General features: G+C 70.0%; 17 protein-coding genes. 3 read left to right on the top strand and 14 right to left on the bottom strand.

What is annotated here, in order from left to right; genetic code table 11:
• Positions 1–43: 43 nt before the first annotated feature.
• The 4 genes from panB to AB0N61_RS15530 form a co-directional block, all read right to left on the bottom strand.
• A complete protein-coding gene (panB, locus tag AB0N61_RS15515; protein WP_363365240.1) occupies positions 44–913 on the bottom strand; it encodes a 3-methyl-2-oxobutanoate hydroxymethyltransferase in 870 nt (289 codons plus the stop codon).
• Entirely contained in the window at positions 910–1752 is an 843-nt protein-coding gene (gene panC, locus AB0N61_RS15520; RefSeq protein ID WP_363365241.1) for a pantoate--beta-alanine ligase, read from the bottom strand. Before panC ends, panB begins: the two co-directional genes overlap by 4 nt.
• Complete coding sequence (locus tag AB0N61_RS15525; protein ID WP_363365242.1) at positions 1749–2474, bottom strand: DUF2520 domain-containing protein; 726 nt, start codon at positions 2472–2474, stop codon at positions 1749–1751. The genes panC and AB0N61_RS15525 overlap by 4 nt, the downstream gene beginning before the upstream one ends.
• A 167-nt stretch (positions 2475–2641) precedes the next feature.
• Complete coding sequence (locus AB0N61_RS15530; RefSeq protein WP_363365243.1) at positions 2642–3874, bottom strand: hypothetical protein; 1233 nt, start codon at positions 3872–3874, stop codon at positions 2642–2644.
• A 169-nt stretch (positions 3875–4043) separates the two neighbouring features.
• Here AB0N61_RS15530 and AB0N61_RS15535 point away from each other — a divergent pair, with 169 nt between their 5' ends.
• A complete protein-coding gene (locus tag AB0N61_RS15535; protein ID WP_363365244.1) occupies positions 4044–5546 on the top strand; it encodes a SulP family inorganic anion transporter in 1503 nt (500 codons plus the stop codon).
• Positions 5547–5632: 86 nt separating this feature from the next.
• Here AB0N61_RS15535 and AB0N61_RS15540 read toward each other — a convergent pair whose 3' ends face one another.
• Entirely contained in the window at positions 5633–5956 is a 324-nt protein-coding gene (locus AB0N61_RS15540; protein ID WP_363365246.1) for a hypothetical protein, read from the bottom strand.
• A 111-nt stretch (positions 5957–6067) separates the two neighbouring features.
• Positions 6068–6997 (bottom strand): NADP-dependent oxidoreductase, encoded by a 930-nt coding sequence (locus tag AB0N61_RS15545; protein WP_363365247.1) that lies wholly within the window; start codon positions 6995–6997, stop codon positions 6068–6070.
• Positions 6998–7087: 90 nt separating this feature from the next.
• Between AB0N61_RS15545 and AB0N61_RS15550 the strand changes: the two genes are divergently transcribed.
• On the top strand, positions 7088–7591 hold the full coding sequence (locus AB0N61_RS15550; protein WP_363365248.1) for a MarR family transcriptional regulator: 504 nt from the start codon (positions 7088–7090) through the stop codon (positions 7589–7591).
• A gap of 192 nt (positions 7592–7783) precedes the next feature.
• Positions 7784–9703: a beta-L-arabinofuranosidase domain-containing protein gene (locus tag AB0N61_RS15555; RefSeq protein WP_363365249.1), complete on the top strand. Its 1920-nt coding sequence runs from the start codon at positions 7784–7786 to the stop codon at positions 9701–9703.
• A 63-nt stretch (positions 9704–9766) separates the two neighbouring features.
• On the opposite strand, the gene AB0N61_RS15560 is transcribed toward AB0N61_RS15555, so the two are convergent.
• From AB0N61_RS15560 to AB0N61_RS15595, 8 genes are read right to left on the bottom strand one after another with little or no spacing between them, the layout of a single operon-like run.
• On the bottom strand, positions 9767–11230 hold the full coding sequence (locus AB0N61_RS15560) for an aldehyde dehydrogenase (NADP(+)) (RefSeq protein WP_363365250.1): 1464 nt from the start codon (positions 11228–11230) through the stop codon (positions 9767–9769).
• On the bottom strand, positions 11227–12726 hold the full coding sequence (locus AB0N61_RS15565; RefSeq protein ID WP_363365251.1) for an NAD(P)/FAD-dependent oxidoreductase: 1500 nt from the start codon (positions 12724–12726) through the stop codon (positions 11227–11229). The genes AB0N61_RS15560 and AB0N61_RS15565 overlap by 4 nt, the downstream gene beginning before the upstream one ends.
• Entirely contained in the window at positions 12723–13031 is a 309-nt protein-coding gene (locus AB0N61_RS15570; RefSeq protein WP_363365252.1) for a (2Fe-2S)-binding protein, read from the bottom strand. The genes AB0N61_RS15565 and AB0N61_RS15570 overlap by 4 nt, the downstream gene beginning before the upstream one ends.
• The gene (locus AB0N61_RS15575) at positions 13028–14194 is read right to left on the bottom strand and encodes an FAD-dependent oxidoreductase (protein WP_363365253.1); all 1167 of its coding nucleotides are present in this window, start codon (positions 14192–14194) and stop codon (positions 13028–13030) included. Before AB0N61_RS15575 ends, AB0N61_RS15570 begins: the two co-directional genes overlap by 4 nt.
• Positions 14194–14898 carry a GntR family transcriptional regulator gene (locus AB0N61_RS15580; RefSeq protein ID WP_167947122.1) on the bottom strand — a complete coding sequence of 235 codons (705 nt, stop codon included), beginning with the start codon at positions 14896–14898 and terminating at the stop codon, positions 14194–14196. The genes AB0N61_RS15575 and AB0N61_RS15580 overlap by 1 nt, the downstream gene beginning before the upstream one ends.
• Entirely contained in the window at positions 14885–15895 is a 1011-nt protein-coding gene (locus tag AB0N61_RS15585; protein ID WP_363365254.1) for an ornithine cyclodeaminase family protein, read from the bottom strand. Before AB0N61_RS15585 ends, AB0N61_RS15580 begins: the two co-directional genes overlap by 14 nt.
• The gene (locus tag AB0N61_RS15590; RefSeq protein WP_363365255.1) at positions 15892–16893 is read right to left on the bottom strand and encodes a proline racemase family protein; all 1002 of its coding nucleotides are present in this window, start codon (positions 16891–16893) and stop codon (positions 15892–15894) included. Before AB0N61_RS15590 ends, AB0N61_RS15585 begins: the two co-directional genes overlap by 4 nt.
• A gap of 16 nt (positions 16894–16909) precedes the next feature.
• On the bottom strand, positions 16910–17818 hold the full coding sequence (locus tag AB0N61_RS15595) for a dihydrodipicolinate synthase family protein (protein ID WP_167947127.1): 909 nt from the start codon (positions 17816–17818) through the stop codon (positions 16910–16912).
• Between the last annotated feature and the right edge of the window lie 107 nt (positions 17819–17925).

Genomic DNA, 17925 nt, shown 5'->3' on the forward strand with positions numbered 1-17925 from the left:
GATGCGGATGCGTGAGATGCGGGCAGCTGCCCGGATGCCACGCCTAGCGCGCGGCGAGCAGTTCCCGCAGTCGCGCGGCCTCGCTCTCGGGCATCGCATACCCGTGTTCGACCCCCGGATACACTCCGCCGCGCACCTCCTCGGCGTACGCAGCGACTCCCGCCACCGACACGCCCCGCACGTCGGCGTAGCGCTTGACGAACTTCGCCGCACCGCCTGCGTAGATGCCGAGCAGGTCGTGGAAGACGAGCACCTGGCCGTCGGCATCCGCTCCGGCTCCGATGCCGATCAGCGGAATGCGCAGCAGGGGCGCGAGCGCAGCGGTGACCTCAGACGGCACGGCCTCGATGACGAGCACCGAGACTCCGGCATCCTGCAGCGCGAGCGCATCGTCGATCACGGCGAGAGCCGCCTCGGCTGTGCGCCCCTGGGCGCGGTATCCGCCGAGCGAGATCGCGGTCTGCGGCGTGAGCCCGACATGACCCACGACGGGGATGCCGGCATTTACGAGTGCGCGGGCTCGGTCGACCGTGGTGCCGCCTCGCTCGATCTTGATGAGATCGACGCCCGCCTCCTTGATGAAGCGCTGTGCGGTGGCGAGGGCGAGCTCGTCCGACGCCTCATACGATCCGAATGGCAGGTCTCCGACGAGCAGCGGCTTCTCGAGTCCGCGCCGCACCGCCTTCGTGAGCATGAGCATCTCGTCGGTCGTGACGGGCACGGTGCTGTCGTACCCGAGCACGGTCATCGCGGCAGAGTCGCCCACGAGCACCAGGTCGACACCTGCCTCCTCGACGATCTGCGCGCTCGGGAAGTCGTAGGCGGTGACCATGACGATCGGCTCAGCGGAGTGCTTCTTCGCGTCGAGATCGCGCAGGGTCAGGCGCTTCGTCGGAGCGGCGTGGGCGCTCATGCGGTGCCCCCTTCCAGCAGGTGGTTGTCGATCAGCCGGGCGGCGCCGACGCGGGCGGCGACCAGCAGCAGCGCGTCGCGATCGACGGCCGTCACGGGCTGCAGCGTCTCGGCATCCCGGAGCTCCAGGTACTCGACGGCGATCCCCGCCTCGTCGAGAACAGCCCGAGCCGCAGACAGGATGCTGCCGCCCGACGTGTGCGCCGACTCCGCCGCGTCGAGCGCGCGGCCGAGCGCAGTCGCCTGGACGCGAGCATCCGCGTCGAGGTAGACGTTGCGCGAGCTCATGGCGAGGCCGTCGGATTCGCGCACGATGGGGCACGCCTCGATGCGCACGTCGAGGTTCAGATCGCGCACGACCCGGCGGACGACGAGCACCTGCTGCGCATCCTTCTGACCGAAGTAGGCGACGTCGGGCCGCACGATGCCGAACAGCTTGGTGACGACGGTGGCGACGCCGTCGAAGTGGTGGGGTCCGCGACTCGCACCGTCGAGCACCTCGGTGATGCCCGCGACGTGGACGGTGGTGGCGAAGCCGTCGGGGTAGATCTCGGCAGGCTCGGGTGCGAACAGGATGTCGACGCCCTCGGACTCTGCGAGGACGGCGTCACGGGACTCGTCGCGCGGGTAAGTGCTGAGGTCTTCGTTCGCGGCGAACTGCGTCGGGTTGACGAACAGTGAGACCACGACGAGGTCGTTCTGCTCTCGCGCCGCCCGCATGAGCGAGAGGTGCCCCTCGTGGAAGGCGCCCATGGTCGGGACGAGGCCGATGGTCCTGCCAACGCTGCGGGCATCGCGCACCGCGGCACGCACCTCGGCGATCGTACGGAGGATTCTCATGACCGGAGCTTTCTGTCAGCGACCGCGCGGGTGGCGGTGGCGAGTGCGTCGAAGAGGTCGGCGTAGTCGGCGGATGCTGTGCGCTGCCGCGCCACGGTGGCGTCGTCACCGCGCGCGATGGGTCCGGTGAGAGCGGATGCCGCCCCGGATGCCGCCCAGTTGTCGACCGTCTGCTGCACGAGGGGTGCGAGGTGTGCGCGATCCACGCCCGCGGGAGCGGCGAGTTTCTCGGCTGTGTCGAGCACCGTGAGCACGAAGTTCGAGGCGAAGGATGCGGCCGCGTGATACTCCGCGCGGTGGGCGTCGTCGACGCGGAAAGGATTCGCACCGAGCGCCCGCGCGAGCTGCTCGGCGACCGCGAGCGCCTCGGGGGTGCGGCCGTCGACGGCCGCACCGATTGCGCGGAAGACCTCGGGCGTCTCGGTGCCGGTGAAGGTCTGCAGCGGGTGGAGGCTGAAGTCGACGTCGGCGAGCGGCGTCGCACCCGATACGTGACCGACGAACCGCGCATGAGGACGAGCAGCGAACGCCACTGCCCCGATCGCGGAGTCGGGAACGCAGAGCAGCGCGATATCGGCATCCGGCATCCGGTCGTCGCGACTGAGAGGCCCGAGAACGACGAACCCCGCCGCACGCAGGGCCCGGGCGAGTACGCCGCCGAGACGGCCGGCGCCGACGATGGCGATGGTCGTGTGAGGAGCGAGGGCAGGGGTGCTGTGCATGTCGATTGCCCGGCCGAGACGCTCGGCGCGGATGCCATGAGTATCCGCCTGCGACGGGGTGTGCGCAAAATCTGGGAGCAGAGTGCACAGATCGCTGCATCCTTCTCTGCGCACGAATAACTTAGAAAGACCGTCACTCTTGTCATAGTGATCCGCGTGCGCATTGGTCACACGAGTGCGCAGCGAGCGACTTCGCGCATTGCCGGGGTGACGACGCCGAACTGCTTCGGCGCCGAGAGCGACGCGAAGTCTTCCGTGAGCCGCGCGATCTCCTCGCTCTTGTCGCCCACGCGGTGCGTGATGCCGGAGGCGAGGATGCTGTCGAATCGGTCACTGGCGAAGATCGAATCGGTGTCATCGAAAAGGACTGCCCCCTCCGCGACCTGGTCGGCGAGCTCCTCGAGATGGTGCGCAGTTCCATCGGCGATCGCGAGGAGCGCGAGTGCTCCTTCGGCATCGCGACGCGGCAGCGGCATGCCGTAGCGCTCGCGAGTCGACGCGCCGATCATCCGCCCCAGCGCCGCGAGTGTGCCCCGTGCGGGTTGAACGAGTCTCTTGGCGTGGGCTGTCGCGACGATGCGACCCTTCAGCCGTCGGATCAGCTTGGCTCGCCGAGCGAACGCGACCAGGGCACCACCGCGGGCGTGGATCTCGTTCGGGCTACCACCCCATCCCAATGATCGGATGAGACGTTCCGCATCCGCGGCCGAGATCCATCCGGTGCCCGGGTCCTGAGCGGCGCCCTTTCCCCCCAGCTGCCGCAGCAGTCCCGCGATCGGAGCGACGGCCGTCTCTACGGACGCGCGGTCGGGTGCGGTCTCGCGCAGCAGACCGACCGCATCGATGTGTGCGAGCAGAGCCAGGCGTCGGGCGGGGGTCAGCGCGCTGAGAAGCGTGGCGATTCGCGAGGAACGTCGGATGCGGGGATCGACATCTCTCATGTCGCGGTCGGTGAAGAAGGGCATCACCACACCGTGTCGACGCATCAGTTCGCGGTTCACGTCGTCCTCTCGGAACGGGGCCGTCTGCGTCCGCCAATCCCCCTCCGTTGCCGGTGATGGTGTCGACGCACTCGCCGCGACCAACGGTGCACCGAGCGGCGGAGCATCCACCGTGCGCACGATGACCTCCGGCCGATGGTCGAACGTGGGCATCGCCCTGCGCCATCCGGCGAAGGTCTCGGCATCCGGGCGCGGGCGCTCGTCGTGCTCGTCGGGATCATCGTCGACGTCGGGGTTCTCCAGCGGCTCCCGCCCGATGCTCAGGAGGTAGGCGTCGATGATCCACTCCATCGGCGCGGTCTGGGGCAGGGTGATCGCTCGATCGAACTCCGGATGATCGGCCGACGTGAATTCGACGCACATGAATGAGGTGACACGAACAGGGATCTGGATGCTCATGCGAGCGAGGCTATTGAGCCGACCCGACACTCCGGGAGCCTCACCGCAGGTTCTGTTCAGAACCCGCTTCGAGCGTCAGCTGTGGAGGAGAGAAGCGCGGATCGACGGCATCCGCCGTACCCTTGAGTGTTCTGCCCCATCCCCGGGCATCTTCTCTGGAGCATCCCCCATGTCTGCACTCGCGGTCGACGATCGTGCCCGCTATCGGGCGAATCCTACTGTTCTGCAGGCCCTGAGGAACCCGCGGATGCTGACCCGCGAGGTGCTCGCGGGTCTCGTGGTGGGGCTAGCGCTGATCCCCGAGGCGATCGCGTTCTCGGTGATCGCGGGCGTCGACCCGAAGGTCGGGCTGTTCTCGTCGTTCATCATGGCCGTCTCGATCGCGTTCCTCGGCGGCCGCCCCGCGATGGTCACCGCGGCGACCGGGGCCGTCGCGCTCGTGATCGCCCCCGTCGCGCCGACCTACGGCATGGACTACTTCATCGCGACCGTCATCCTCGCGGGCATCTTCCAGGTGGTCCTCGGGGTGCTCGGCGTCGCGAAGCTCATGCGGTTCATCCCCCGCAGCGTCATGGTCGGGTTCGTGAACGCGCTGGCGATCTTCGTGTTCAGCTCGCAGTTCCCGCAGCTGATCGACGTGCCGTGGCTCGTCTACCCGCTGGTCGCGCTCGGAATCGTCGTCATGATCGTGATGCCGAAGATCACCAAGATCGTCCCTGCACCACTCGTGTCGGTGATCATCGTGACCGCAGTCGTGCTGGTGATGGGGCTCACCGTTCCGACCGTCGGCGATCAGGGCGAGCTGCCGCGGAGCCTGCCGTCGCTGTTCATCCCGAACGTGCCGCTCACCTGGGAGACGTTCACGATCATCGCTCCTTTCGCATTGGGAGTCGCGCTGGTGGGGCTCATGGAGTCGCTGCTCACGGCCAAGCTCGTTGACGAGATCACCGACACCCACTCCAACAAGACGCGCGAATCGTGGGCTCAGGGCGTGGCGAACATGCTCTCGGGGATCTTCGGCGGCATGGGCGGATGCGCGGTGATCGGCCAGACCATGATCGGCGTCAAGGCATCCGGCGCCCGCACCCGCATCTCGACCTTCTGCGCCGGGATCTTCCTGTTCCTGCTCGTCGTCGTGTTCGGCGACTTCGTCGGCACGATCCCCATGGCGGCCCTCGTCGCCGTGATGATCATGGTCGCGATCGGAGCCTTCGACTGGCACTCGGTCATACCCTCGACCCTGAAGCGGATGCCGAAGAGCGAGACGTTCGTGATGGTCGCGACCGTCGTGCTGGTGCTGATCACGCACAACCTCGCGGTCGGCGTCGTCGGCGGCGTGCTGGTCGCGTCGGTGCTGTTCGTGCGTCGGGTGGCGCATTTCGTGTCGGTCTCGCGGACGCTTTCCCCCGCAGGCGACGCCGTCACCTACACCGTGACCGGCGAGCTGTTCTTCGCGTCGAGCAACGACCTGACCACCCTCTTCGAGTACCCCGAGGATCCGGAGCGCGTGGTCATCGACCTGACCGGATCGCACATCTGGGATGCGTCTACCGTCGCCGCTCTCGATGCGATCGAGACGAAGTACGACGCGCTCGGGAAGACGGTCGAGATCGTCGGGATGAACGACAGCAGTCAGCGGATGCGCGGGCGGCTCAGCGGCGGGTTCGCGTAGCCGACTCCCCCTGCATCTGAACGTACGCGGATCCGCTCGTCGGGCGCCACGGCGAAGCCGAGTGGAATGACACGCCCGCTCCCCGATCAGGGAAGGGCGGCCTGAAGCTGCCCGACGAGCTTGTCGAGTGCCTTCTTGTTCTTCATGCCGTCCATCAGCGCAGCAGGTCGGTTGCGATGCACGTCCAGCGACAGGTGCACGTCGGACCCGGCTGGCGCGGAGACAGTGACCGCGCGGCCGAGAAGCTCCCAGTTGAACATCGTCTTCTTGGTCTGGAAGTCGACAGTGCTGCCGTCCGGCGCCTGCCCCAGAACCGTGGCCTTGTTCTCGGCGAGAACCTTCAGAATGACGGCTGCGGTGGTCGGCGCATCGGCGCGAGAGTGGAAAGTGGCGGTTGCTTCGGATGACATCGTGATCCCCCTCCGGTCATGGTGTTTCGTCCACCCTAGCGACGAGCGACGAGCGCGCCGGTAGGGAACCCACCCGGGTGGATCCCCGCACCGGCCCGCGCTCTTCGCGCATCACGGGATGACGATGACCTTGCCCGCGATCCGCCCCTCCGCCGCCTCCGCGTGCAGCGCCGGAAGCTCGGTCAACGGGATGCGGCGCGTGACCTCGAGCGTCAGCACTCCACCATCGACCAGCGCGACCAGCTCACGCAGCTTCCCCGCGTCGCTCTGCACGAACACGACCACCGAGCGCACGCCGCGGTCGGCGTCATCCGGCGCCGGCATCCAGGCCGTGGTGCTCACGACCCTTCCTCCGTCGCGCACGAGCGCGACGAGCGAGGTGAACTCGTGCGGCTCGAGGGGAGCCAGGTTCAGCAGCAGGTCGACCTGCTCGGAGACAGCATCCAGGAGGCCGGCCTCCGTGTGATCGATGATCTCGTCAGCGCCCGCCGCGCGCACGGCATCCGCACTTCGCGGGCTTGCCGTCGCGATGACATACGCACCCGCACGCTTCGCCAGAGCGATCGCGTACTTGCCGACGACTCCGCCAGCACCGACGATGAGCACTCGCTGCCCCGCCGCGAGGCCGCCGTCGTCGAAGAGCGCCTGACGCGCCGTCAGCGCGACCGAGGGAAGGGCTGCCGCGTCCGCGAGCGGCACGCTGGTCGGTGCTGCGACGAGAGCATCTGCCGGGGCGATGACGTACTCCGCCGCTCCGCCATCCGCGGTCATCGGCAGGAACCCGATCACCGCGTCGCCGATGGCGACGCCCTCGACTCCCTCCCCCACGGCGTCGACCGTTCCGGAGACGTCGTAGCCCGGGACGTGCGGGAGCACCACAGGGATCGGCAAGAACCCGGCGCGCATGCCGTTGTCGGCGGCATTGAACGCGGATGCCGCGACACGCAGCCGCACCTCGCCGGTGCCCGGCGCGGGCTGATCGATCTCTTCGTACTGCAGAACCTCGGGGCCGCCCACTTCGTGGAACCGTACTGCCTTCATGATCTTTCCTCTCATCCGATGCTTCGAATTCGAAGCAATATGTGAACCGTAGCACTGCTTCGAATTCGAAGCAACAGATATACTGGATCCATGAGCACTCGCCCCCCTCAGCTCTCCCCGACCGAGCTCGCTGCCTACTTCGCCTTCACCGAGGTGAGCAGCCTGCTGCGGCATGCGGTCGAGAAGCAGCTGCGCGATGTCGGCAAGCTCAGCTACGTGCAGTTCCAGCTGCTCGCGCGACTCGGCGACGCCCCGGGTGGGTCGCAGCGGATGACCGACCTCGCCGACGGCGTCGTGTACAGCCGGAGCGGCCTGACGTATCAGGCGCAATCCCTGGAAGAGCGCGGGCTCGTCACGCGCCAGCCGTCACCCGAGGACGAGCGCAGCACGATCGTGACTCTCACCGACTCCGGGCGCGAGGTGCTCGCGAAGGTCTTCCCGGGGCACATCGAGGCGGTGAAGACGCATCTGTTCGAGTCGCTCAGCGCGGAGGATGTGGAGATGCTGGCGCGGGTGATGACGCAGGTCAGCGGACACCTGCGGGCAGAACCTCCGCGGAGTGCGGCGCCGCGGAGACGCTCGTCTGATCACTGAACGCGCGGGAGGAGCGCGCAGCGCGTCGCGCCGGCCGACAAGCCCACGGATGCGGGGATCTTGAGAGCGGGTTCGAAGGGGCCGTTCCATCCGCCAAATGCTTCCGGCGACCCTGGCGTTGCGAACGCGGGTACAAGTACAATTGCACCCACGGAAGAGGTGCCGCCGGGCATCTCGGAGAAGAGTCGCCCCATGACTGAGACCCGCGTCACCGCTCCCGCGCCCGTGGGCACCACCGCATACGGAGCACGACGGCCGCTGTCGTCCGCCCCGCGGATCGAGCGTGGCCTGCTGCACGGCTGGCATGAGCGCAACAGGAGGGTCACCCTGCCGCACGGGATCCGAATGCTCGAGGAGTACGGCACCCTCGACAACGTGCGGCGCCTCACCGGCGAATCGGATACCGAGTTCCGCGGGATGCTGTTCGCCGATTCCGACATCTACAAGACCCTCGAAGCCGCCGCATGGGAGCTCGGGCGCGGGGAAGATGCGGACCTTCGGGCCTTCTTCGACCGCACCGTCGCCCTCATCGAGCGCGCCCAGCAGCCCGACGGATATCTCGACTCGGCCTACCTGCGTCGCGATGACCGGTCGCCCTGGTCGGACTTCGCTCAGGGGCACGAGCTGTACTGCCTCGGCCACCTGATCCAGGCCGCGGTCGGCGCGCACCGCGCGATCGGCGACGACCGCCTGCTGCGGGTCGCGGAGCGCTTCGTCGAGCACGTCGTCGCACGCCTGGGCGCCGAGGATGCGGTCGAGTACTGCGGACATCCGCTCATCGAGACGGCGCTCGTCGAGCTGCATCGCACGACGGGCTCCCCGGCGGCACTCGACCTGGCGTCGGCGTTCGTCCGCCGCCGCGGCGCCGGGTTCCTCGGCGGGGTGACCTTCGGCGCCGCGTACTACCAGGACGAGCAGCCTGCTCTGCGGGCGACCCGGATGCGGGGCCATGCGGTGCGCGCGCTCTACCTGAATCAGGGCATCACCGACCTCTACCTCGAGACGGGCGACGTCGCGGCACTCGACGTCATGCACACCCAGTGGAACGACCTCGTCTCCCGTCGCATGTACCTCACCGGCGGCACCGGTGCCCGCCACGAGGACGAGGCCTTCGGCGAGGCCTTCGAGCTGCCGCCGGATCGCGCCTATGCCGAGACGTGCGCGGGCGTCGCCCTGTTCGGCTGGGCATGGCGGATGTACCTCGCGACCGGAGACGCCGCGTGCATGGATGTCGCCGAGACCGCTCTCTACAACGTCGTCGCCGCGGGCATCTCGACCCACGGCGACTCGTTCACCTACGTCAACCCGCTGCAGGTGCGCGACGAGCGTCCCTACGGTGGCGATGCGCCCGCCTCGCGCCGGCGCTGGTTCAGCTGCGCGTGCTGCCCGCCCAACCTGATGCGGACGTTCGCCGCCCTCGAGAACCACATCGCCGCGGAACGCCCCGACGGCCTCGACGTCGTGCTCTACGCCTCGGCGACCCTGCAGGCGCACGGCGCGACCGTGACGATCGACACGGCGTACCCGGCTGACGGCCTCGTCGGCATCCGCGTCGAGGGAGACGCCGCCGAGGGATGCCGTCGCCTGGCGCTGCGCGTGCCGGAATGGGTGGCCGGACGCGCCGTCACGCTGCGGCGTGACGGCGAGACGGTCGATGCCGTCATCGAGGCCGGGTGGATCACCGTCGACGACGCACTGCGCGACGGCGCCCGCATCGAACTGCAGCTGCCGGTGGAGGTCGACGTCATCCGCCCGCACCCTCGCATCGACGCCGTACGAGGCACCGTCGCCGTGCGGCGCGGCCCGGTCGTCTACTGCGCGGTCGGCGAGGTCGACGACCTGATCGTGGATGCGGATGCGCTGTCCACGGGTGCGGATGCGCTGACGCCGGCAGACCGGGACGAGACTCACACGGCCGCCGACGTCGAGGGGCGAGGGGCGCTCGGCCCGCGGCTCGCGGTCGCCGCTCACCGGTCGCAGGCCGACCGGCATCCGCTGTATGCGCGGGACGCGGATCGCGCAGCATCCGCGGAGACCGTGGTCGAGCTCCGTCCGTTCGCGGAGTATGACGGCGGCACCGCCATGCGCGTGTGGATGCCGACCTCGGCCTGAGCGGGTTCGCCCGCCCGCGGCCCCGGCCGGCCCGGGCGGGCCGGCCGGAGAGTCGGCGGGGCGTCAGGGCAAGATCAGGATTCCGTCGACGCGTCGTGCGATGCCGAGCGGGTTCGCCTCCTGAAGCGCCTGCGGCAGCAGGGCGTCTGGCACGTTCTGATAGGCCACGGGCCGCAGGAATCGGGTGATCGCCGCCATGCCCACCGATGTCGTGCCGACCGCCGTCGTGGCGGGGTAGGGTCCGCCGTGCTGCTGGGCCCAGGTCACCGAGACGCCGGTCGGCCACTGGTTCCACAGCACCCGCCCCGCCCGCTCCGACAGCTTCGGCAGCAGGTCGACCGCGATCGCGTCGTCGTCCTCGCCGATGACGGTCGCCGTCAGCTGGCCCTCGAGGCGATCCGCAATCTCGAGCAGCTCGCTCTCGTCGTCGTAGGTCACGACCAGCGCGGCCGGTCCGAACATCTCGCTCATCAGCGTGTCCATCTCGGCGCGCAGCGTCTCCGAAGACGTGGTGAACAGCACGGGCGACGGCGCCTCGGCATCCTGATCGGCGCCGCCCGCGAGCGTGCGCACTCCCGAGACGGCCTGCGTCGAGGCGACCGACTCGCGGAATCCGCTCTCGATGCCGCCGTTCAGCAGCGGCGTGGCCGGCGGCAGCTGCTGCGCGCCGAGCTCGGCGACGATCGACGACTCGGCGGGCACGAACAGCACCCCCGGCTTGGTGCACAGCTGGCCAGCGCTGCCGGTGACGGATGCCACGAAGTCGCGGGCGATGCCCGCCGCGTCGCGCTCGGCGGCGCGCCGGGTGACGAACGCGGGATTGGTGCTGCCGAGCTCGCCGTAGAACGGGATGGGCTCGGGTCGGCTCGCGGCGATGTCGAACAGGGCGCGACCGCCGCGCACCGAACCCGTGAATGCCGCAGCCTTGATGCCGGGGGCGCGCAGCGCGCGCACACCCGCCTCGGTGCCGTGGATCGTCTGGAACAGCCCCTCGGGCGCACCCGCTGCGGCGAGCGCGTCGATCACGACCGCCGCCGTCGCGTCGGAGAGGTCGGGATGCCCGTGGTGCGCCTTCAGCACCACGGCGTTGCCCGCCGCGAGCGCACTCGCGGTGTCTCCCCCGGCGACCGAGAACGCGAAGGGGAAGTTGCTGGCGGCGAACACCAGCGTGGCGCCGATCGGCTCGAGCTGACGACGCAGGTCGGGGCGCGGAGCCCCCATCGGCCACTCGGCGTCGGCGTGGTCGATGCGCGCGTCGAGCCAGAGCCCCTCGGGGAGCATCTCGGCGAACATGCGCAGCTGGAAGGTCGTGCGTCGCAGCTCACCGCGCAGCCGTGCCTCGGCCAGGTGTGTCTCGCGCTGGGCGATCGGGACCAGCTCGTCGGCCTGCTCGTCGAGCGCGTCGGCGACGGCGATCAACGCACGGCTTCGATCGGCGATGGCGGTGCGCTTCCACTGCTCGGACGCGCGCACCGCGCGGTCGATGATCTGGTCGACGGTGTCGTCGGACGTGTCGTGCATGGTCATGACTCCTCCTGGTTCGGGTGGTGCGGCACGAGCGAGGCGAGGTCGCCCAGCGAGACGGGCACGCCCACCTGTCGATTGGTCAGCGATTCCAGCGCACCGGCGTCGACTGCGCCGCCGGTGCCGGTCGCCACGAGTTTCGAGAGCGCGAATCCGCAGACCCGCCCCTGGCAGAGGCCCATGCCCGGCCGCGCGGTGACCCGCACGTCTCGGGCGTCATCGGCGCGCAGACCGTCGACGGCATCCGTCACCTCTGCCGCGGTGACCTCTTCGCAGCGGCACACGTGCGTCTCGGGCGTCAGCCATTCGTCCCACGCGGCGGGAACGGGGCTGGCCCGGTGCATGCCGATCGCGAAGCGCCGACCGCGCCGCAGCCGCCGGCGATGGCGTGCCATCGTGCGCGCATCCGCGGAGAGACCGAGATCCTGGGCCACTGCGGCGCCCGCGAGCTCGCCCTCGGCGCACGAGGCGATGGCTCCTCCGATGCCGGTGACCTCGCCCGCGGCGAAGACGAGGCGATCGGACGAGCGCATGTCGTCGTCGACGTCGATCACGAGCGATCCGTCGACGTCGAGGCGAGTGCGCAGTCCGAGAGCGACGGCCAGTTCGAGCTGCGGCGTGAATCCCCACCCGAAGGCGACCAGGTCGGCGGCCACGGTGCGCGACGACCCCGGTCGGATGCGACCGGCACCGTCGACGCGCGAGAGCTCGACCTCGGACGCCCTCCCGACGCCGCGCACGGCGGTGACCACCGTGCGAGTGCGGAACGGCACGCGATGACGGAGGAACGCGGTGGCGTACTGCACCCCCTCCCACAGCTTGCCGGGCTCCTGCAGGGCGCGCAGCGGGGTGGCCGCCCAGCGCGTCAGGGCGTTGGCGTCGACGACCTCGACGACCTCGACCCCGGCGCCGGCGAGCCCCGCGGCGACCGACAGCAGGAACGGCCCCGTGCCGGCGACGACGGCGCGACGGCCCGCCTGCACCTGATTCGCCTTCAGCATCGCCTGCACTCCGCCGGCCGCCATGACTCCCGGCAGGGTCCATCCGGGAACGGGAAGCTGGCGGTCGTACGCCCCGGTCGCGATCACGAGGCGTCGCGCCCACGTGGTCCGCTCGACGGGTGGCAGTGCATCGGCGCCGCCGACGGCACTGGTGCGCAGCGCGAGCCGGTCACCGAAGGAATCGGTGCGCCACACCTGCCGCCCGGCCAGATGGCGGATACGACCGGCGGCGACGCCCGCGGCGAGACGGTCGCGCAGGTCGGTGTAGTGCCGCCAGTGGTGATGCCCCGTGCTCTCGGGGGCCGCGAACGCCTCGCGGTGGCTCTCGTCGGGATGCCGCCAATACTGACCGCCGGTCTGGCGTGCGGCATCGATCAGCACGACCCGCAGGCCGTGCTCGGCGGCCACGACCGCGGCGCTCAGCCCCGCGGGGCCGGCGCCGACGACGGCGACATCGGCGGGCTCGCTCGGGCCGGTCGGGGTGCTCGGATCCGTCATGAGACGTCCCCTTCTGTCGGGTCGGGCAGCGGCAGCGGCTCGTCGGGGTCGGAGCTGCGCACGTCCTGCCCCTGGCACGCCTGGACGAGGCATGCGCGCTGGCTGCGCACTCCGTCGACCGTCACGAGACAGTCGAAGCAGACCCCGATGCCGCAGAAGAGGCCACGCGGGGCGTGGTCGCGTCTCGTCGTGCGCCAGGAGACGATCCCCGCGCCCGCGAGCGCTCCGCCGACCGTCTGGCCGGGGATGAACGGCACGGGCGCACCGTCGAAGTCGATGGTGTGTTCGGGCTGCGTGCGGGTCATGCGGCGGCGAGTCCTTCGAGTCGTTCGGGGCGGAACGGCGCCAGATCCATGTCGGTCTTCTGCGACCGCAGCGCCTGCGAGAGCAGCTTGCCGGTGCCGACCGAGAGGCCGACGCCCGCGCCCTCGTGACCCGCCGCATGCCAGAGACCGGGAAGACGAGCGTCCTCGCCGATCGCCGGAAGATGGTCGGGGCAGTAGGGACGGAAGCCCGAGTATGCGCGCTGCACGCCCACGTCGCGCAGCGCCGGGAACAAGCCGAGGCCGCTCGTCGCGATGCGCGCCACGGCCTCGGCGGAGAACGACCGGTCGAAGCCGACGCGCTCGCGGCTGGCGCCGAGCAGGATGGTTCCGCTCGGGGTGCCCTCGACGACCGGCGAGACCTGCAGCCCGGCATCCGAACTCGCGACATCGCCGACGTACTCGGCGGCGTACACCTTGTGGTGCACCGTGATCGGCACGGGCTCGGTGACCAGCACGAACCCGCGGCGCGGAAGCACGGGCAGGTGGACGCCGGCGAGAGCCGCGACCTCACCGCTCCAGGGGCCGGCGCAGTTCACGACGGCTCCCGCCGAGATGCGCCCGAGCGAGGTGTCGATGCCCACGGCGCGACCGCGATCGGTGAGGATGCCGTGCACGGCGGTTCTCGTGTGCAGCTCGGCTCCGTGCGCGATCGCGAGGCGCAGCAGGTGGTGCGTGGCGAGCAGCGGCTGCACCTGGGCGTCGTCGGGGTAGAACGCGCCCCCGACGAGCGCGGGGTTGATGTACGGCTCGAGCTCGCGCACGCCGCGGTTGTCGTCGATCATGTCGACCCGGATGCCGAGCTCGCGCTGATGCTCGACGAGCGCCGCCAGACCGCTCATGCTGGCGGCGCTGCCGGCGACCACGAGACCGCCCTTGGACTCGAACTCCCAGAGGTCGGCGTGCTCGGCGAGATCCTCGCGCCACACGCGCTGGGAGTACAGCGACAGCTCGAGCTCGGGGCCGACCTCCTTGTCGGAGACGAGGATGTTGCCCTCGCACCGACTACTGGTGCCCGAGGCGATGGACCCGCGCTCGACGACCACGGTGCGCAGACCCGCAGCAGCCGCGAAATAGGCCGTCGCGGCGCCGACGACTCCCGCCCCGACGATCACGACGTCGGCGCGCGCTGTCGATGAGACCACTAGCCGTTCGCCTCCGCGGGGTGGGTGTCGCCCACCGTGTGACCCGACCAGTCGCCCTTGACGTGCTCGATGTGCGAGACCATGAGGTCGCGCGCCTTCACCGCGTCACCCGCCTCGATCGCATCCATGATCGCGTGGTGCTCGACGGCGGAGCTGGTGAGCATGCCGCGTTCGTAGAGCTCGGCGAGGCCGAACAGGCGGGTCTGCGACCGCAGGGACTGGATGAGTTGCGTGAGCCGGACGTTGCCCGCGTATTGCAGGATCGCCAGGTGGAAGTCGCTGTCGGCGCTCAGGTACTCGACGAGGTCGCCGCGCTCGGCGGCGACGACGATGTCCTCGGCCTTGCTCCGGAGCTCGGCGAAAGCCGACTCGGGGATCAGCGGCGTCGCCTTCTCGACCGCGGGCGGCTCGAGGAAGAGACGCAGCTCGGTGACCTCGGCGAGATCGTGCGACGAGACCTCGGTCACGCGGAACCCGCGATTGGGCATCGCGACCACGAGACCCTCGCGCACCAGATCGAGCATGGCCTCGCGGATCGGCGTCGCCGACGTGCCGAACTCCTCGCCGAGACTCGGCGCCGAATAGACGCGGCCCGGCTGCATCTCGCCGCTGATGATCGCCGAGCGCAGGGCACGGGTGACCGTGTCTCGGACACTGGGCTGCTTGCTGAGCCGCACGAGGCTGCGCGTGTCACTTCCGGACATCTGTGTTCCCTCTCTGAGGCGATGCATCGGCGTTCTCCGCCGGCCTCAGGATCCGCGCCACCACGGCGAGATCCTCCCAGCTCATCCCGACACCCGTGTAGACCGCCGGTCGAGCTTCGCGGCGCTCGAACGCACCCGCGACCAACTCTCGCAGATTCGTCACGGGCTGCACACCCGCGTGCCAGTCGTCGGCGTCGCGGGCCTGCAGCAGGTTGCCGTTCTCTCGCAGCGCCGACGCCCTGGCCTCGACGACGAGATCGGACTCCCGCACGAGATCCGCCGCGAGTTCGCGCCGCTGCGCACCGTGCGAGCCGACCGCCGCGACGACGGCATGATCGCCGATGTCGCCCCGACTGAGCACGGGCGTGCTCGACGAGGTCGCCGCGATGACCACCTCGGCCTCGCGCGCGGCGCCGAGGGTGCCGGTCTGCGCGTCGATCCCGTCCGCCCGCAGACGGTCGGCCAACGCTGCGGTGCGGTCGGCGGTGCGCCCGACCAGGGTCACACCGCCGACCGGCAGCAGGTCGGCGAGCGTGCGGACGTGGGCCTCGGCCTGCGGACCGGATCCGAGCACGACGAGCGAGTCGATGCGGTCTCGCGCCCCCCGCGCGTCGGCCTGCAGCATGCCGCGGATCGCGACGGCGGTGACGGCCGGCGTGCGCAGCGTCGTGAGGTGGGCGCCCTCGAGGATCGCGAGCGGGCTCAGCGTCTCGGCGTCGAAGACGAGGTACCAGGCCTGGATCTTCGGCAGGCCGCGCTCGGTGTTGCCCGGCGCGATCGTGACCACCTTGATGCCCGCGTGCTCGGGCGACTGCGTCGGCATGAGCAGGAACTCGCCGCTGTCGAGCGGGCTGAACAGGCGCGGAGCGTCCGACTCGATGTCGACGCCTTCGCGAAGCGCCGCGGTGATCGCCTCGACGGCGCCGCGACGGTCGAGCGCCGCGTCGATCTCGTCGACCCCGATCACCGGCACGGACGCCGCGGGCGACGAGCTCACAGGACGAATCCCTGCGGGAACGGATCGCTCGGGTCGAGCATGTACTGCGCGGTACCCGTCACCCACGCCCGGCCGGTGATGGTGGGGATGACGGCGGGGATGCCGGCGACCTCGGTCGTCTCGACGAGGCGTCCCGTGAAGCGGGTGCCGATGAACGACTCGTTGATGAAGTCCTGGTCGAGGTCGAGCTCGCCCCGCGCGTGCAGCTGCGCCATGCGCGCGCTCGTGCCGGTGCCGCACGGCGACCGGTCGAACCAGCCGGGGTGGATCGCCATGGCGTGACGCGAGAGCTGCGCGGTCGATCCCGGCGCCTTCAGGTAAACGTGGTGGCAGCCGCGAATGGTCGGGTCGACCGGATGCACCGGCTCGCCCGCCTGCTCGATGGCGGCCATGATGCCGAGACCGGCCGCGAGCAGCTCGTCCTTGTGCGCCCGGTCGAACGGCAGCCCGATCTGCTCGAGCGAGACGATCGCGTAGAAGTTGCCGCCGAAGGCGAGGTCGTACTCCACGGCGCCGAGCCCCGGCACGTCGACGACCTGGTCGAGCGCCACGACGAAAGACGGCACGTTGCGCAGCGTCACGCTGTCGGCATGGCCCTCCGAGACCTGCACCTCGGCGATCACGAGCCCCGCCGGCGTGTCGAGGCGGATCGTGGTGACCGGCTCGACGACCGGGACCATGCCCGTCTCGACGAGCACGGTCGCCACCCCGATCGTGCCGTGCCCGCACATCGGCAGACAGCCCGACACCTCGATGTAGAGCACGCCGAAGTCGGCATCCGGTCGCGTCGGCGGCTGCAGGATCGCCCCGCTCATCGCGCTGTGGCCGCGTGGCTCGTTCATCAGCAGCAGACGCACGTCGTCGCTGTTCGCCATGAACCACTGCCGGCGCTCCTCCATCGTCGCGCCCGGCATCGTTCCGACGCCGCCGACGATCACGCGCGTCGGCATCCCCTCGGTGTGGGAGTCGACGGCGTGGAAGACGCGTTGTGCTCGCATGTGGTGTGTCTCCGGATCAGCGGTAGCCCTTGGCCAGGACGGCCTCGGTGTCGGCGATGATACGCGTGCGCACCTCGTCGGGAAGCGGCAGGCGGGGCGGGCGGGTCGTGATGCCCGCGGGCGCGACTCCGGCGACCTCCTGCGAGAGCTTGATGGCCTGCACGAACCACGTCTTCGAGTCCCAGCGCAGCAGCGGGTGCAGGTCGCGGTACATCTCGTGCGCCTTGGCCCAGCTGGCCGGGTCGCCCGAGGTCGAGAGGTTGTAGAGCTCGACCGTGGAGGCCGGGATCGCGTTGGGGTAGCCCGCCACCCAGCCGAGGGCGCCGTTGATGCCGAGCTCGAGCACGACGTCGTCGGAGCCGATCGAGATGTCGAGGCCGGGTGCGAGCTCGCGGATCGCGTAGGCGTTGCGCACGTCTCCCGAGAACTCCTTGACCGAGACGATGAGGTCCTCGTCGAACAGGCGCGCGAGCAGCTCGGGGCGCAGGTCGATCTTGGTGTCGATCGGGTTGTTGTAGGCGAGGATCGGCAGGCCGACCGCGGCGACCCGGCGGTAGTGGTCGACGACCTCCTCGTCGCTCGCGCGGTACGCGTTCGGGGGCAGCAGCATGACGGCCGGTGCTCCGTGCTCGGCGGCGTGCTCGGTGAGGCGCACGCTCTCGAGGGCCCCGTAGGCGCCGACACCGGGGATCACCGCGACGCCCTCGGGCGAGGCCTCGACGGCCGTGAGGTAGACCTGCTTGCGCTCGTCCTCGGTCAGGGTCTGGTACTCGCCGAGCGAGCCGTTGGGGATGATGCCCGTGACGCCGTTGTCGGTGGTGAAGCGGATGTGCTCGGCGTATGCGTCGTAGTTGACCGAGAAGTCGGGGTTGATCGGCAGGGTCGTGGCGAGGTTGACACCGTGCCACGGCTTCTTTTCGGTCATGAGAGAGAACTCCTGTGCTGTCGGCGCCCCTCGGCACCAGAGTGAACGGTAAGTACAATTGCAATGTTAGTCGGCGCGAGCGCATCTGTCCACGACCCGGCGGATCT

The sequence above is a fragment of the Microbacterium sp. NPDC089320 genome (assembly GCF_040684875.1).
Lineage (GTDB): Bacteria > Actinomycetota > Actinomycetes > Actinomycetales > Microbacteriaceae > Microbacterium.